The sequence below is a fragment of the Vreelandella aquamarina genome (assembly GCF_020075495.1).
Taxonomy (GTDB): Bacteria; Pseudomonadota; Gammaproteobacteria; order Pseudomonadales; family Halomonadaceae; genus Vreelandella; species Vreelandella aquamarina_A.
On the sequence record NZ_JABYQT010000003.1, the window covers coordinates 311,927 to 328,933 of the forward strand.

Here is a 17,007-nt window from a genome sequence, read left to right on the forward strand (position 1 = left end):
GGAAAGTGCCTCTTGAAGCGCCATGGGCTGGAAATGGTGGTGCATGAGTGTAAACGCGGCATTTTACTGAAAACAATGATCCATTTGTTTTAATATTTAATATAATGATTGTATTGTTGCGATAGTGAGTAAAGTCGTGTTACTCTTGTACTCAATCAAGGTGGGTTCCAGCGGCTTGCAAAAGAGCGTTCAAAATACGTTCGGGAGAGACAGGTACTATGGCGCGTATTCTTCATCGCAATATTGGCCAGGCCTTGCCGCATGCGGCGTCAGCGCAGGGCGTGTATATCACGGATACCCAGGGGCGCCGCTACCTGGATGGTTCGGGCGGGGCGGCGGTGACGAGCGTGGGGCACGGCCACCCGGAAGTGCTGGCCGCCATGCGCGCGCAGATCGACAATGTCTGCTTCGCGCACACCGGTTTTTTCACCACCGATGCGGCAGAGGCGCTCGCCGAACAGCTGGTGAACCTGGCACCCCAAGGCCTGGATTACGTGTACCTGGTATCCGGCGGCTCGGAAGCGGTCGAGGCTGCGTTGAAAATGGCCCGCCAGTATTTCGTGGAAACCGGCAGGCCAGAGCGGCGGCATATCATTGCCCGGCGCCAGAGCTATCACGGCAATACCCTGGGAGCGCTTGCCACCGGTGGCAACGCCATGCGGCGAGCGCAGTTCCAGCCGCTTTTACCCCAAACGCATCATGTCTCGCCCTGCTATGCCTACCGGGATAAAGGCAGCGATGAGTCTCCGGAAGCTTACGCCGCGCGCCTTGCCGATGAACTCGAGGCCAAGATTATCGAACTGGGCCCTGACAACGTCATGGCATTCGTGGCCGAACCTGTGGTGGGGGCGACCCTCGGTGCGGTGGCTTCTGAAGCGGATTACTTCAAACGGGTGCGCAGCCTTTGTGATCGGCATGGCGTGCTGTTGATTCTTGATGAAGTCATGTGCGGAATGGGGCGTACGGGTACCATGTTCGCCTGCGAGCAGGATGGCATCACGCCCGATATTCTCACTATTGCCAAAGGCCTGGGCGGCGGCTATCAGCCGATTGGCGCCGTGATGCTGTCATCCGCCATTTATGAAAGCTTCGCCAACGGTTCCGGCCTTTTCCAGCACGGGCATACGTACCTTGGCCACCCGGTGGCGGCGGCCGCGGCCAACAAGGTGGTGGAGATCATTGCGCGACCCGAGACGCTTGCCAACGTCAACGCCATGGGCGCGCGCTTGCAGCAGGGCCTTGAAGCGGCGCTGGGGGAGTCACCGCATGTCGGCGATATTCGCGGACGGGGCCTTTTCCGTGGCATCGAGCTTGTTGCAGACCGCGAGCAAAAAACGCCTTTCGATCCTGCCCGAAAGATTCACGCCAAAATCAAACGCCAAGCCATGGCCCGAGGGCTGATCAGTTATCCCATGGGCGGTACCATCGATGGCGTGTACGGCGATCACGTGCTGCTTGCGCCGCCCTATATCATCAATGCCGCTGAGATCGATCTGATGGTCGAGCGGATTGCCCAGGCGATTGACGCCGCGATTGCCGAATGACAGGAGCCATCATCATGCAACCATCTCCTTGCCCGCCGATCACCGATGCCGAGTGGCCGGATGACATCGCGCAATTACGCGAAGGTTTTGCCGGTGCGCTGAACGTCTACCGCACCATGGCGCATCATCCTGCTCTGTTGAACGCCTGGGCGCCTCTGCGCCAGCACGTGGTAAAGGACAACGCCCTGGGGCCTGAATTGACCGAGGTGGTGATTTTGCGTGCCGGTTTTCGCCTGGGCTCTGTCTACGAATGGGCACACCATGTCAGCCGTGCGCTGGCGCTCGGGTTTTCCGAGGCGCGAATCAACGCAGTGCGTGGTGTGCCCGAGACAAGCAATGGCGTTGATGGCCTGATCGTCAACGCGGTGGATGCGCTGCTCGATACGCATCAGCTAACCCGAGCGCAGGAAGCAACGCTTGCCGACGCCATTGGGCGCCACGCGGTTATCGACCTGATCGCGATGGTGGGGTTCTACTCGGTGCTAGGCTATTTACTCAAGACCTATGACACGCCGATTGATGAGGCCATTCAGGCAGAAGCCTGGTCTAACTCAGAACTGTTTTCACTAACGCCGCCGCCTGTATAGCAAGCTAAGGTCTCGAACAGCCCTACGCGGGGGCGCTGTGAACCCTTCCCTGGACGCTACTTTCGCCATCTGACCGCCATGGATGGCGGGAATGCCGGAAACGCCGGGAGCTGTTTTCCGGCCTTGGCGAAAGACCCCCGCTACGGGCTGATCGATACCACGCAGTCACTCACGTAGATATCTTCAGTGCATTCCTACTTAAATCGCCGCTTTACCTCGACACTCAGCCTGCCTTCACCCAAACGCAGCGAGAGCTTCTGGCCGGGCTGGGTTTCATCGGCACGGCGAACCACCTGACCCTTGTCATCCTGGGCAATCGCGTAGCCCCTGCCCAGCACGGCCAAGGGGCTTATCGCATTAAGCTCCCGCGCGGCGCTGGTCAAGCGGGCTTGCTGGCGTTGAAGCTGGCGCTGCATGGCGTTATGCAGGCGGCGGTTCAACTGGCTAACCCGTTCGTTTTCTGCGCGGTACAGGCGCGCCATGTCCTGGCTCGCCAGGCGCCTGCCCAACTGCGTTACCCGTGTTTGCTGCTGGGTAAGGGTTTGCTGCATGGCACGGTTTAAACGCTGAGTAAGTGTTGCCACGTGCTGGCGCTGACGGTTCAGCTGCTCGCCGGGATGGCGCAGGCGGGCGCGCAGGCTATCCAGCTGTTGGCTATCACGCTCCAGGCGCCGCTCTATGGCGCGGTGCAGGCGGTGTTGCTGGTCAGCCAGCTGGCGCTTCAAGGCGTGTTGATCCGGCACCAGACGCTCGGCGGCGGCTGACGGGGTAGGGGCGCGAACATCCGCGGCAAAATCGGCAAGCGTGACATCCACCTCATGGCCTACTGCCGACATCACCGGCAGGCGGGAATGAAAGATCGCCCGCGCTAAATGCTCGTTGTTGAATGCCCACAAATCTTCCAGGCTGCCGCCGCCCCGGGTAATCAGCACCACATCGCGTTCAGGGTCCAGCCTTGCCTGGCGGTTGAGTAACCCAAGCCCGGCAATCATTGCCGGTGCCGCTTCCGCCCCCTGCACCGGCACCGGGATGAGCGTCACGTCCGCAAGCGGCCAGCGCGCCGCCAGCACCGCCAGCACATCACGAATGGCCGCGCCGGTGGCAGAGCTTAGAATCAACAGCTTGCGGGGTGGGAAGGGCAGAGGGCGGGTATTGGCAAACACGCCTTCGCCTTCCAGCTGGGCCTTCAAGCGCTCGAACGCCGCCAGCAGCTCCCCAAGCCCCGCCGCCTGCACCGCTTCGGCAATCAACTGGTAATCGCCGCGCGGCTCGAACAACGACACCCGCCCGCGCAGCTTGACCTGGTCGCCATTGCGCATGGGGGCGGATACGAACCGCGCCCGCTGACGAAACAGCGCGCAGCGCACCTGGGCGCGGTCATCCTTCAAGGTAAAATAGATGTGCCCCGAGGCGGGCCGGGAAACGTTGGAAAGCTCGCCTTCGACCCACACCTCGCCCAGGTCGCGCTCGAGCGCCTGGCGCGAGCGCTTGTTGAGGTCGCTGACGGAAAGGGCGGTAGTGGCGTCTGGCATGGAAATCCCCTCAGGTGGAGCAGCAGGAAAGTGGCCTGCCTAGCCTACCACCAACGCGGTAGGGATAATTGGTCGTATGCCTACATTGCTGGCTCGGCCCTCAAAACGCTATAATGGGGGATTAATTTTTCTCGCCCCTTCTTCCCACATCATATTGGGTGTTGCCGCTATGCTACGTATGGCCCAAGAAGCGCTTACGTTCGATGACGTTCTTCTCGTTCCTGGCTTCTCCGACGTTCTTCCCAAGGATGTCAGCCTCAAAACCCGCCTGACCCGCAATCTCTCGCTCAACATTCCGCTCGTCTCTGCCGCCATGGATACCGTGACCGAAGCGCGTCTGGCGATTGCCATGGCTCAGGAAGGCGGCATCGGCATCATTCACAAGAACATGACCATGGCCCAGCAGGCCGGGGAAGTGCGCAAGGTCAAGAAGCACGAAAGCGTGATCGTGAAGGACCCGGTCACCGTCAGCCCCAAGGCCAAGCTCGAAGATTTGCTCAACATGGCCAAAGAGTATGGCTTCTCCGGCTTCCCGGTGGTGGAAGGCGAGACGCTGGTGGGCATCGTGACCGAACGTGACATGCGCTTCCAGCCCAACGTGGGCGACAGCGTGGCCGATATCATGACCCCGCGTGAGCGTCTGGTAACGGTTGCCGAAGGCACCGAGCTTGAAGTCAGCAAGGCCAAGATGCGCGAACACCGCATCGAGAAGATGCTGATCGTGGATGACGAATTCCACCTGCGTGGCCTGGTCACCTTCCAGGATATCGAAAAGGCCCGCACCTACCCGATGGCCGCGAAAGACAGCGACGGACGCCTGTTGGTAGGCGCGGCCGTCGGCACCGGCCCGGAAACCCCGGACCGCGTAGCCGCCCTGGCCGAAGCCGGCGTTGATGTAATCATCGTGGACACCGCCCACGGCCACTCCCAGGGCGTGATCGACCGCGTCAGCTGGATCAAGGAGCACTACCCGAACATCCAGGTGATCGGCGGCAACATCGCCACCGCCGCCGCCGCCAAGGCGCTGGCCGAAGCGGGTGCCGACGGTGTGAAAGTGGGTATCGGCCCCGGCTCCATCTGCACCACGCGCATCGTGGCCGGTGTGGGTGTGCCGCAGATCACCGCCGTTTCCAACGTGGCCGCCGCGCTCAAGGAGTATGACATTCCCCTGATCGCCGACGGCGGCGTGCGCTTCTCCGGCGACCTGGCCAAGGCGATTGCCGCAGGCGCCAGTGCCGTGATGGTGGGCGGTTTGCTGGCCGGTACCGAAGAAGCGCCGGGCGAGGTCGAGCTTTACCAGGGTCGTACCTACAAGGCCTACCGTGGCATGGGTTCCATGGGGGCGATGTCGCAAAGCCAGGGCAGTGCAGATCGTTACTTCCAGGACAAGAACGCCGGTGCCGAGAAGCTCGTGCCCGAAGGCATCGAAGGCCGCGTGCCCTACAAGGGCATGATGAGCGCCATCGTTCACCAGCTGATGGGCGGGCTGCGCGCTTCCATGGGCTACACCGGCTGCCGCGACGTGCAAGAAATGCGCACCAAGCCGGAGTTCGTACAAATCACCGGCGCCGGCTTCAACGAATCCCACGTACACGACGTGCAGATCACCAAGGAAGCGCCCAACTACCGGGTGAGCTAACCGGCAGCGAATTATGAAGCCTTTGATTAACGTAATGAGCGCAGGCCAGACAAGGCAAAAATCAACGAAAAAGCGGAGTTTACAATTTGTAAATGAGCATTTTGAGTTGATTTTTAACGCCGTATGGCCAAGCGCAATAGTTAATCAGAGGTTTCAAAGTTAAACGGCGGCGGGTACTGTTCCCGCCGCTTGCTTTTCAGCCTTACCAGCAGCCTTCATACGGCTCAATCGAGATACCGCCATGAATGATATCCACGCTCACAAGATCCTGATTCTCGACTTCGGCTCGCAGTACACCCAGCTGATCGCCCGCCGGGTGCGCGAAATTGGCGTCTACTCCGAAGTTCGTGCCTTCGATATCACCGAAGAAGAGATCCGCGAGTATGACCCCAACGGCATCATCCTGGCCGGCGGCCCGGAATCCGTGACCGAGCTTGAGTCTCCGCGTGCGCCCCAGTGCGTGTTCGAGATGAACCTGCCGGTATTTGGTATCTGCTACGGCATGCAGACCATGGCCGAGCAGCTCGGCGGCAAGGTGGAAGGCTCCAACAAGCGCGAGTTCGGCTACGCCCAGATCAGCATCGATGCCGACAACGCCCTGTTCAACGGCATCAAGGATCATGTAGACGCTGAAACCGGCAAGGGCCTGCTGGACGTATGGATGAGCCACGGCGACAAGGTGGCCCAGGCGCCCGCCGCGTTCACCGTAACGGCTTCCACCCCGAGCTGCCCGATTGCCGCCATGGTGTGGGAAGAGAAGCAGTTCTACGGCGTGCAGTTCCACCCGGAAGTGACCCACACCCTGCAAGGCCAGCGCATGCTCGAGCACTTCGTGCTGGATATCTGTAAGGCCGAGAAGCTGTGGACGCCTGCCCAGATCATCGAAGACCAGGTACAGCGCGTTCGCGAACAGGTTGGCGACCGCCACGTACTGCTCGGCCTCTCCGGCGGCGTGGACTCCTCCGTGGTCGCCGCACTGCTGCACAAGGCAATTGGCGACCAGTTGACCTGCGTATTCGTGGATAACGGCCTGCTGCGCAAGGATGAAGGCAACCAGGTCATGGAAACCTTCGCCAAGCACATGGGCGTGAAGGTGATCCGCGTAGACGCCGAAGACCTGTTCCTGGAAAAACTGAAAGACGAGAAAGACCCGGAAGCCAAGCGCAAGATCATCGGCAACACCTTCATCGACGTGTTCGATGAAGAAGCCAGCAAGATCGAAGGCGTCGAGTTCCTGGCCCAGGGCACCATCTACCCGGACGTGATCGAATCCGCCGCCAGCAAGACCGGCAAGGCGCACGTGATCAAATCCCACCACAACGTGGGCGGCCTGCCGGAAACCATGAAGCTCAAGCTCGTCGAGCCGCTGCGCGAACTGTTCAAGGACGAAGTACGCAAACTCGGCCTCGAACTCGGCCTGCCCTACGACATGGTGTACCGCCACCCCTTCCCGGGGCCGGGCCTGGGCGTGCGTATTCTGGGCGAAGTGAAGAAAGAGTACGCCGATATCCTGCGTGAAGCCGACGCCATCTTCATCGAAGAACTGCGCGCCTCCGGCTGGTACGAAAAAACCAGCCAGGCGTTTGCCGTGTTCCTGCCGGTCAAGTCAGTGGGCGTGGTCGGCGACGGCCGCCGCTACGAATGGGTCATCGCCCTGCGCGCTGTTGAAACCATCGACTTCATGACCGCCCGCTGGGCGCACCTGCCCTATGAGCTGCTGGAGAAGGTTTCTAACCGGGTAATCAATGAGTTGGAAGGGGTTTCGCGGGTGACTTATGATGTTTCCAGCAAGCCACCGGCTACTATTGAGTGGGAGTGACCTAGCAACTACCTAGATATTTTGTTTTTTTGATAGGCCTACCTACGATGGTAGGCTTTTTTATGTTAATTTTGATTAAAATTGTCTTATTCATAAGGTTCAACTTTAGCCATAATGATATTTATAAAAAGTCTAATTTGGTTAGGGTATTATAAAATTGAACAAGGGGAACTATGAAAGCTTTAGTTGATGTGACACCTACACCTGAGCAGCTTGCTCTATTCTCTAGGATTCGCTCTGGTGTTGAGGTAATCCGAGGCGCGGCAGGAAGTGGAAAGACAACAACCGCAATACTTAAATTAAGAGCAGCTGTTGGCTTTTATATCAATAGATCGAAAAGAAATAATAATGATAAGAGAGTGAAGGTTTTAGTTCTTACCTTTAATCGTACATTACGGGGCTATGTTCAAGAGCTTGCCAGAAATCAGATAGGCAAAAGTGGTGAAATTGATTTAACTGTAAGTACTTTTGCAAGTTGGGCAAGTACATTGAATGAAAGTGATAGTGAATATATTGCTTACCCAAATAAATATATAAAAGAGCTTTGCTCAAATATCTCCCTCTCACAGGATTTTTTATTAGAAGAAGTTTCTTATGTGCTAGGGAAATATTTAGAAGAAAATCTTGATGATTATTTGGACTCCAGAAGAGATGGACGTGGGAGTGTTCCTAGAATGGAAAGGCCTACTAGGGAAAAACTTCTGAAAGAAGTTATATTTCCTTATTTGGCTTTAAAGAAAAAGTTAAATGTCATTGATTGGCATGATAATGCTATTCCTTTGATTAATGAAAAAAAAGCTGCATATGATGTAGTAGTTGTAGATGAAACCCAAGATTTTTCTGCAAATGAAATACGTGCTGTTATGAACCAGTTGTCTGAAGGACACACAGTAAGCTTTGTACTCGATGGCGCTCAAAGGATCTATGCTAGAAGTTTTACATGGAGCGAGGTTGGATTAATAGTTAGGCCTGAGAATAGTTACAAGTTGGTGAAGAATTATAGGAATACTAAACAAATTGCTAGGCTTGCTGCCTCTGTTCTTGATGGGATAAGTCCAGGTAGTGATACAACTATACCTGACTTTTCTACAGCAAGTCGAGAAGGGAATCTTCCTTTAATATTAGAAGGAAATTACTCAAGTCAGTTAAGTTATGCATTGAAATTTATTTACGATAATATTGATTTGGACAGTGAGTCAGTTGCTTTTTTACAAGCAAAAGGAGGGGGGTGGTTTAAAGATCTAAAGAAAGAACTAGATCGTAGGAAGCTTGATTTTATTGATTTAACCAAGCTTTCAACATGGCCTTCTGGGAAAGAAAATATTGCACTAAGTACTATGCATTCGGCTAAAGGTCTGGAGTTTGATTATGTGTTCATTTTAGGTTTGAATAATGAATCTTTACCTGTTGAACAATTTGAGGTTGGTAAAGAAAATGAATTTTTACAAAAGGTTCAGCGGTTAGTTGCTATGGCTATAGGTAGGTCAAGGACTAACGTAATTATTGGTTATAAACCTGAAGATCCACCTGTTATTGCTGATTTTTTTAAAAAGGATATGTGTGAGAAGGTGGTTTTGTGAATATAAAAGAAATAATAAATAATAGAGGTATTGCTGAAATTTTACACTTTACCACTAATAAAGGTGCGTTAGGGATCCTGGACGGCAGATGTGTTAAATCGAGGAAAAGGCTAAATACAGACGAGAGGCTTGAGCATGTTTTTAAGCCTAATGCTGGCAATAGAGATAAAGACTTAGCATGGCTAGATTATGTGAATCTATCAGTTTCAAAAATCAACCTTAGCTTTTTTAGTATCTGTTCCGAGAAGTGGCATGTTCATGAGGATTATTGGTGGTGTATTTTTGCTTTTTCGCCGCATATTTTAGAGCATCCAGGTGTTTACTTTACTACTACAAATAATATTTATACGAGTGTTAAGCGCTGTACTGGTGAAGATGGCTTGAGAAATATGTTTTGTGATAGTATCACTCGGTGGAGTGGTAATGTTGTTAGAAGGAGCGCTCAGCTCGATGAATCTTTTACTACTTGTGAACAAGCTGAAATACTTTATCCTAAAAAGCTTAGCACAGAATATTTAACAAAAATTTATGTTGCTGGAGAAAGTCATGCTGATGAGCTTTTTGCCCAGATTAGAGCAGTAAATCATGTAGATGTGGAGATTGAAGTAGCTCCTTCTATGTTTAGACAACATTAAGCAACTTCTAGGGATGATTTTAATTATGAATAAAGAACGGTTTAATCAAGTATTATCGTCATCGCTTTGGGCTGCATATGGTGATGCTTTAGGTTTTCCTACAGAATTGGCAAGCGAATATACTTTAAAAAAACGTATTGGGCAAATCGCTATTGAAACAACACAGCCTTGGAAGCGACTAGTAGGTGGGAAGTTTGGAGCAAATGCAGAACTTCCAGCTGGTGCTTATTCAGATGATACTCAGTTGAGACTGGCTACTTCTAGAGCATTAACTTCTAAAGGAGGTTTTGATGTTGAGTCCTTCGCTAAAGTGGAGCTTCCTACTTGGCTAAATTATGCATTAGGCGCTGGCCGAGGCAGTAAAGCTGCAGCGAGTGAGCTGTCAAATAAAAACACTAACTGGTACACTAATTTTTTTAAAAATAAATCAGTAGATTATGTGAGCTGTGGTGGTAATGGTGCAGCAATGCGTATACAGCCCCATGTTTGGTCTGCTGTTGATCTTACTGATATAAATACTATTCTCTCTGACGTTATCAGAAATTCGATATGTACACATGGACACTTGCGTGGAATAGCAGGTGCTGTAGTGCACGCAATGTGCTTAATTTATGTTATGCGGTACAATAAAATACCACCCCCAGAAGAGTGGTTAGATTTTACCCAAGCTATTGAGAAAATACCAAGTATAATAGATAATGATTATGATCTCTCAATCTTTTGGAAACCTGTTTGGGAAGAAAAGAGCAATCTCACCCTTTCTTCTGCTGCTGAAGAAGTTGCGGAAGAATGGGCGGACTTGGTAGGGATATCACTAGAGTGTTATAGCGAGAGTGAAGTAGGTACGTATAAAGAAATATTAAAAGCTCTAGGTGGTATGAATTCAAGTGAGAGAGGCTCAGGGTTAAAGAGTGCGCTTTTTTCTTTAGCAGGAGCATCCTTGCTAGAAAAAAATGGAATTGAAAATGCTCTAATTTTAATGGCAAACCAGCTCGGTAGTGATACTGATACTATTGCTACAATGGCTGGTGCTTTGTTGGGAGCTAATTTAAATAATTACCAGACTTTTGACAAGGATTTACAAGATAAAAACTACCTTATATCAGAAGCTGAGCGTTGCTATCGAATCAGTCTCGGTGAATTAGTTGCAGGATTTAAATACCCAGACTTACTATATTGGGAAGGGCCAAAAAGTGCGATTGACGCAGTAAAAAAATCTCCAGATGGGCTGCATCTTTTAGGGCTTGGTGTTTTAAAAGAAAAAAGTGAAGTTTTTCAATCAAACCAAAAAGGTGCAGTTTGGCGATGGTTTAATTTACCTTTTGGTCAAAGTGTTTTGTGTAAAGTCCGATCTGGGTTTATAGTTGACGATTCTTTACAAAAAAATGGTAGTGCTTCTTTAGTTGAAAGTGAATGCGAAGTTGAAAAATCAGGAGAGCTTTTTTCTAACTCTTTTAAAGAATGCCCCAAGAGTTTAGATGAAATGACGGAGGATGCTATAAAATCAAATTTTGACCCCGAGTTGATAGGGAAGCATGTATTAGAAATTTCTAGTAGGGAATTAGGTATTGAATTGGTGGTAGGATATGTTGCTGTTATAGCTAAGGCTAAAAGGGCACGTGAAAGACGGTTAAATAGGGCATAATATTATAAAAATTAATTTAGCATGCAGTCGTCAATATAAGGGGCGATACAAGCAGTGACTTAGCTACTTGTCTTTTTTAAATATCAGAAGTGGTGTTCATTGTCTGCTCAAGCCATCGTTACGGCGGCTGAAGACCGAAACCGGAAACCCAAGGCTCCAAATGCACAATCAGTACCCTCATGAAAGAGGGAGGTTGTTACATATCTGAAAGCTGCTCTTTTGAAGATGTGGCAGCTATAGAGGTTACTGGAGCAAAAAAATCGACTTAAGCTTTCTACTGCCGACTCTTTTCGCGGATTCTAGGAATGAGAATTAAGAAGCTGTTAGTAGGCTAGTCTGCGCTGAATTTCGGCATGCGCGAGTACGTGGTGCTGTTTATTTATAATCGAGTGTCAGTCTATTATATAGTAACTTTTTTGCAAAGCTGGGAAATTCCATCGACTCTGAGAATCTTGTAAGCTCTTTTGGGAATGAAGAAGCAAATAGGTAGACTAATGGCAATTGAGAGAACACCCGTAGACGAGACGGAATTAGCTACTCAGCTTCGTACACGCGGTTTGATCCGTACTATTGCGGATCGGGGGAGGCGGCGTCTAGACGATAACCGTTCTGAGTTGATTGAGACTCTCGCAACCATATTGAACGCTACCGATGCACCACCGATTGACCTCCATATCGATGACGCGCTGACAGAGTTGGAGGGACCGCGCTTCTTCTTCGCCCAGCATGTTCTATGCGATCTGATACCTCTTCTGAACGTAGACCTGGATGTCCTTCTTGCCTTCATCACGCGCCTGCTCGATACAGGCGGCAATGACCTGGCTGCTGGTGGCCCGAGTACAGCTTTTGGGGAATGGACGAAGAAGGACCCTGCTAGATCTTCCAAGGTCTATGAAGCAGCACGTACCGGTGACAACCTCGCTGTTCGTCAGATATTCACAGTTCTCCTAATGAATGCTGATGTCGAGGAAAGCCTAATATTCGTGCGCGCTGACCAACAGGAAGCGAAACTCGCAGCCATCTCAGCTTTGGGCGCCATGGAACTAGGTGAACGCTACAGTGAGGTACTCGACACACTTCTCCAAGGAGCGTCTAGCGACGATGATGGCGTTGCTCTTCGATTCCTTGAGGCGGCCTACCGAGCTGCTGCAAAGCGAAAAGTATATGCACCAGGCAGTTTCGACGAACACCTCGAACGCGTCCTTCGGACACTCAGCCCATACGCGATTCATTTGGCGGCAGATCTCCTGTGGCGTTATCGAGAAGGCCTCACAGAAAACGCCATAGATCTGTGTCTTTATGCCGTTGCAGATGTTGATCCAGACAATACTGGAACCATCTCGCACATCGATCATGCCTCATATCAACTTGTGAAGGATGGGCGTGCTGAACAGGTGATCCGCCTACTTGGCGAGTTGATTGATCGTTCAAAGGGGCGCATTACGCTGGATGCCTTCCAAAGTACGTACCATGCGTTGACGCATGCAGGCTCTGACGTGCTTGGTAGTGCAGTTGTGTATTGGTTGCTCAATGGGGATGTATACACTCGTAAATGCGTGGCGAATGAAGTGTGTAGCGTTGGGAACGATGGCCCACCTTTCTCAATTCCCAAGACCTCTCTTCCCACGGACTCATCAGATCAGCTATTCCTTTGCCGTAAGGCTGTCGGATGGTTCTTCATCGATCCGCTGGCAGCGGTTGCCATACCATTATCGGTACTTCGCGATGGCTGCCAGGATATCGCCAGTGAAGTCCTCAATCTGATCTACGCCCCCCTGCTCCTGAGCTATGGCGGCAAGTTGAAGGATTACCTTGAGCGCTACGTTGAAAGCGGGGGAGCGAACGGGTCTGGTATTACGGAACTGCTTGCACGAAAGTCTGCATTCAATGACGCAATGGAAGGCATTGAATATTTGGTCGAATTGCACCCTAGTGAAAGGCAGCGCGAGACAGAGCGTGTTCAGTGGAACGAGCAGATGGAGAGGGGCATGGAACAGGGGGAGCGGGAATCTATATTTGGGAATCTCTTCACCAAACAATACATCCTGTATGGTCGCTCGTCGCTGACACCGATTCATACCGGTGAGGGTGCCACTCATCTCACCCAGAACGAAATGAAATCGTTCTCGATATCGTCCGAGTTGCCTTTCCTCAACATTGTTGACCCGATCGGTCTCGACCACTTACTTGTTCACCTCAAGCTTGAACCGCGAGCACAGCGATGAAACTTGTCTTGACGCACTATCTGCGCTCGCTGCGCGAACGCGACGAACTCGACGCTATTTTGCCCGATCTTTTGGCTGAGAGTGGGTTCGAAGTTCTAACACGTCCACGCCGTGGCACGGGGCAAGCCGGTGTCGACGTCGCTGCAATCGGACCCAATCCTGATCGCGATAATGTTCGAAGTTTGTTCCTCTTTACAATCAAGTCCGGTGATTTGACGCGAGAGCATTGGGATACCGGTCAGCAGGCCGTGCGGCCGTCACTTAACGAGGTTCTGGATGACTATATCCCGAACCGCATCCCGCCCCACCTATCGGATCTGCCCATCGTCGTTTGTGTCTGCATGGGTGGCGAGATGCGTGAGAATGTTCGAGCCCAGTGGAGTGGCTTCTGCCGGATGAACGAGAAGCCTACGGTGCACTTCGCCGAGTGGAATGGAGATCATCTCGCGGATTTGATCCTTAGCGGCGTTCTGCGTGCAGAATTAATTGAGGGTGAGGGCAGGGGGATGTTCCAGAAGGCACTAGCGATGCTTGATCATCCCGACGCCGCATATCGACATTTCAGCAGCTTGCTGAATGTAATATTCGACAAGCCCAAGAACCACGCAGAACGTACACGTCAGCTACGCAAGGCCTATCTTTGTCTCTGGATTCTTTTCGTATGGGCTCGTGATGCGGGCAACCTTGATGCGGCTTACCGAGTATCTGAGCTGGTACTATTACGTAGCTGGCCGCATTGCGATATGACCCGCCTACGCAAGGGGGCGACGCAACAGGAGCGGATGACTCATTTTGACCAAGTCTTACATCTTCATATCATTATCGCTCATCTTCTTCTCGTCGAAAAGATTGGGCCGTTCGCCGATAAGCATTACGCGCTTTCAATGGCCGTCAATTCACGCAATTCAGTCGATATCAACATCTCGCTTTTCGAGACGTTAGGGCGATTGTCTCTTCATGGCCTATGGTTAGATACCTTCAGTACCACGCAAGGCAAAGTGTTTGCGCAAGAAATGGGCGAAAAAGCGGATAATGTGCTCGATATAGCGATTAAGATGCTTAACGCAAACCCGGTGCTTTGCCTCCCTATACGCGACGATTTTGCTATTGAGCTAGCCTTGTTCATGCGTCTCGCGGCAGTGCGTGGTCGTCTTCTTAGCGTTATCGACTATATACGTGGCATGTCCGAACACCTGTGCAACGGACTTATAGCACGCAAGTACTATCCTATGCCGACTACAGATTATCGAAGTGTCCTCGCCCATCCTGGAGATCGCAGTGACGCATACTTCGAAGAGAATACGCGTGCGGGAATTCTCTACATCTTCGTACTTGCTTGGCTTGAAATTATTGGAGATAAGGAGCGTTCAGAGCGCCTGCGCAGTACTTTGCTTGAACACGCTCCTCACATGACACACCAAATCTGGATTCCTGATGGACAAACGGATGAGGTCTTTTGGGGTGGTGGTCAAGAACATGGTCTATCTGTACCAGGTCTGCCGCTCAACGAGTCGCTCGAAGCCATTTTTGAGCTAATCAATCGCGTAATTAAAGAGCATCCACTGCATGAGCGAGTAAGTGCTGTAAAAGTAGGCTTGCTCCCTATTCTCCTCACCGCCTGCCGCCATTATCGCATGCCTATACCACCGCACGTTTGGCAAGGGAATGATCGTACCGCACCAGACAGTATCGCTCTTGATTAAGCAGTATGAGGGCCCGGGATAGTTAACCAGAACAATAATATGGCGCGAAAGGGCCGCCCCCCTTTAGGCATGCCAATGCGAACAGTCCGGCGCCGTTCTATTCAAGCGTCAGGACGCCATCGTATTCAATGCACCTATACTCATGTGTCACGGGGTCGATGAACTCGAAGCCCTTGGAGAGCAGCTGCAAGGGGCGCGTATAGTCATCCGGCGAGAGCGGCTGCAGCACCGGGTAGTAGCGGTCATTCAAGATCGGCCAGCCGAGTGACTGCATGTGCAGGCGAAGCTGGTGGCGGCGCCCGCTGACGGGGTGTAATTCGAACAGCGCTTGGATGTCGGTTTGCTGCACGCAGCGGATCACCGAGTGGCTGTTGGCGGCGCCTTCGGCGACCCGCATGCGAAAGCGCTGCTCGCTTGGCTCGATGCGATTCTTGACCTCCCACTCTCGACCCACCCATAACGTATCGCCGTCTACCTCGGCGATGGCCTGATAGGTCTTGTGAATCTGTCGTGACTTGAACAGCTGGTGATACAGCGCGCGGGTCTCGGGATTCAGTGAGCAAAGCACCAGCCCTGCCGTCACTCGATCCAGACGATGCACCGGCTGCAGCGCTTCGATCCCCGTGCTTTGACGCAGACGCTGTTGCAGACACTCATTGACGTAGCGCCCGCCGGGCGTGACGGGCAGAAAGTGCGGTTTGTAGGCCACCAGAATGTGCTCATCGCGATAGACAGTATGCTCTGGGAAGGGAATGCTCGGCTCGCTTGTCACTTCGCGATAATAGAACACGCGAAGATGGGGCTTGAAGAATGAGGCCGGCGTAATCCAGGTGCCGTCCTCGCGATGCACCTTGCCGGTGGCCATGCGCTCACGCCATGTCGCCTCATTGATGGCCGGAAACGTGAGCAGCAGATACTCAAGCACCGTCGACACACCGGGATTGGCCTGAGGCAGGCTCAGTTTCGAAGGGCGTTGGGAAATGGACATGGGATGCATCACCGGTCGGGAAGGGGCTGGGAGGCGGTCGCGCTAGTGTAACCGAGAGAGGGGATTCGTGTCGGGCTAGACATGTCTCCTTCTCTGGATTCGATTTAGGCGATACCCCTCTCCCATCTCGCTTTGGTCATTTGCTGCTAGTCGTGAGCCGAAGGTAAACCATAATCGGCTCATAAATTGATTTGAATAGGTGAGGCAATCGGCTCATGAGCATCGTCGTGGGCTAGGCGCGGGTTATTCGATAAACGCATCACTATCAGCCGCGAGCGTAACCGCTTTGTGTACCTCCAATTCATTCATCCTGTTTGTCAGCGCCTGATGAATGGAGTGATACGCCGTACTGCCTAGCGCCAGGCGTAGCGGAGGCTTGGCCATGTCGGCGGCATCGATGATGGCATTGACGGTTTTCAGCGCATCACCCTTGACGGTAAACGCGCCCGTGGCCAATGCGTGGCGAAGCTCGCCGGCGGGTGTCGATTCATATTCTGGCATCGGTTCGGTGTGATTCAGCGCGTCGCCGAACGAGGTGGCGGTGGGGCCGGGTTCGGCCAGGATGAAATCAATGCCCCAAGGCGCGACTTCCTGCGCGACCGACTCGACGAACCCTTCGATTCCCCATTTACTGGCGTGGTAGAGGCTGAAGCAGGGGTAGGCGATCTGCCCACCTTCCGATGACACCTGTACGATACGCCCACCGCCCTGAGCGCGAAGGTGTGGCAGTACTGCGCGAATGAACTGGATTGAGCCGGTCAGGTTGGTCGCGATCTGGCGCTCGATCTGTTCGTCCGTAGCCTCTTCGGCGGCGCCAAACACGCCGTAGCCTGCATTACTGACTACCCTATCGATCCGGCCCGATTTGCCAAACGCCTGCGCCACCGCTTCACGCATGGCGCTTGTGTCGGTTATGTCGAAGTTCACTATTTGAAGGCGCTCGCCGTATTGAGCGAGCAGGTCGACGAGGGGCCGTTGCGCCGCAGCGTGGCCACTACATGATCGCCGCGTTTAAGGAGTTGTTCGGTCAGCAGGCGGCCGAGGCCGGTCGAGGTGCCTGTAATCATCCAGGTTTGCGCCATGAGGTTCTCCCGTTACGTGGTTGAGCGT

At 52.7% G+C, this 17,007-nt stretch carries 13 protein-coding genes; 9 read left to right on the plus strand and 4 right to left on the minus strand.

Annotated elements, in window-relative coordinates:
* Positions 1–218: 218 nt before the first annotated feature.
* Together HW452_RS06890 and HW452_RS06895 are read left to right on the plus strand one after the other, a co-directional pair.
* Positions 219–1,544, plus strand: a complete 1,326-nt coding sequence (locus tag HW452_RS06890; protein ID WP_224105356.1) for an aspartate aminotransferase family protein — start codon at positions 219–221, stop codon at positions 1,542–1,544.
* Positions 1,545–1,558: 14 nt separating this feature from the next.
* Positions 1,559–2,131, plus strand: coding sequence for a carboxymuconolactone decarboxylase family protein (locus HW452_RS06895; RefSeq protein WP_224105357.1), 573 nt, complete (start codon positions 1,559–1,561; stop codon positions 2,129–2,131).
* Positions 2,132–2,325: 194 nt separating this feature from the next.
* Here HW452_RS06895 and xseA read toward each other — a convergent pair whose 3' ends face one another.
* Positions 2,326–3,663, minus strand: a complete 1,338-nt coding sequence (gene xseA, locus HW452_RS06900; RefSeq protein WP_224105358.1) for an exodeoxyribonuclease VII large subunit — start codon at positions 3,661–3,663, stop codon at positions 2,326–2,328.
* Positions 3,664–3,832: 169 nt separating this feature from the next.
* Here xseA and guaB point away from each other — a divergent pair, with 169 nt between their 5' ends.
* From guaB to HW452_RS06935, 7 genes are all read left to right on the plus strand, one after another.
* Positions 3,833–5,302 carry an IMP dehydrogenase gene (guaB, locus tag HW452_RS06905; protein WP_224105359.1) on the plus strand — a complete coding sequence of 490 codons (1,470 nt, stop codon included), beginning with the start codon at positions 3,833–3,835 and terminating at the stop codon, positions 5,300–5,302.
* Between the two features lie 241 nt (positions 5,303–5,543).
* Complete coding sequence (guaA, locus tag HW452_RS06910) at positions 5,544–7,121, plus strand: glutamine-hydrolyzing GMP synthase (RefSeq protein WP_224105360.1); 1,578 nt, start codon at positions 5,544–5,546, stop codon at positions 7,119–7,121.
* Between the two features lie 173 nt (positions 7,122–7,294).
* Positions 7,295–8,701: a 3'-5' exonuclease gene (locus HW452_RS06915; protein ID WP_224105361.1), complete on the plus strand. Its 1,407-nt coding sequence runs from the start codon at positions 7,295–7,297 to the stop codon at positions 8,699–8,701.
* Complete coding sequence (locus HW452_RS06920) at positions 8,698–9,336, plus strand: DarT ssDNA thymidine ADP-ribosyltransferase family protein (RefSeq protein WP_224105362.1); 639 nt, start codon at positions 8,698–8,700, stop codon at positions 9,334–9,336. Before HW452_RS06915 ends, HW452_RS06920 begins: the two co-directional genes overlap by 4 nt.
* Positions 9,337–9,361: 25 nt before the next feature.
* Positions 9,362–10,981 (plus strand): ADP-ribosylglycohydrolase family protein, encoded by a 1,620-nt coding sequence (locus HW452_RS06925; RefSeq protein WP_224105363.1) that lies wholly within the window; start codon positions 9,362–9,364, stop codon positions 10,979–10,981.
* Between the two features lie 494 nt (positions 10,982–11,475).
* Positions 11,476–13,206, plus strand: coding sequence for a hypothetical protein (locus HW452_RS06930; RefSeq protein WP_224105364.1), 1,731 nt, complete (start codon positions 11,476–11,478; stop codon positions 13,204–13,206).
* Positions 13,203–14,909, plus strand: coding sequence for a hypothetical protein (locus tag HW452_RS06935; protein WP_224105365.1), 1,707 nt, complete (start codon positions 13,203–13,205; stop codon positions 14,907–14,909). Before HW452_RS06930 ends, HW452_RS06935 begins: the two co-directional genes overlap by 4 nt.
* 97 nt (positions 14,910–15,006) lie before the next feature.
* On the opposite strand, the gene HW452_RS06940 is transcribed toward HW452_RS06935, so the two are convergent.
* From HW452_RS06940 to HW452_RS06950, 3 genes are all read right to left on the minus strand, one after another.
* Positions 15,007–15,897, minus strand: coding sequence for a pseudouridine synthase (locus tag HW452_RS06940; RefSeq protein WP_224105366.1), 891 nt, complete (start codon positions 15,895–15,897; stop codon positions 15,007–15,009).
* Positions 15,898–16,140: 243 nt separating this feature from the next.
* Entirely contained in the window at positions 16,141–16,824 is a 684-nt protein-coding gene (locus HW452_RS06945) for an SDR family oxidoreductase (RefSeq protein ID WP_317986324.1), read from the minus strand.
* Positions 16,824–16,979 carry a hypothetical protein gene (locus tag HW452_RS06950; protein ID WP_224105367.1) on the minus strand — a complete coding sequence of 52 codons (156 nt, stop codon included), beginning with the start codon at positions 16,977–16,979 and terminating at the stop codon, positions 16,824–16,826. Before HW452_RS06950 ends, HW452_RS06945 begins: the two co-directional genes overlap by 1 nt.
* Between the last annotated feature and the right edge of the window lie 28 nt (positions 16,980–17,007).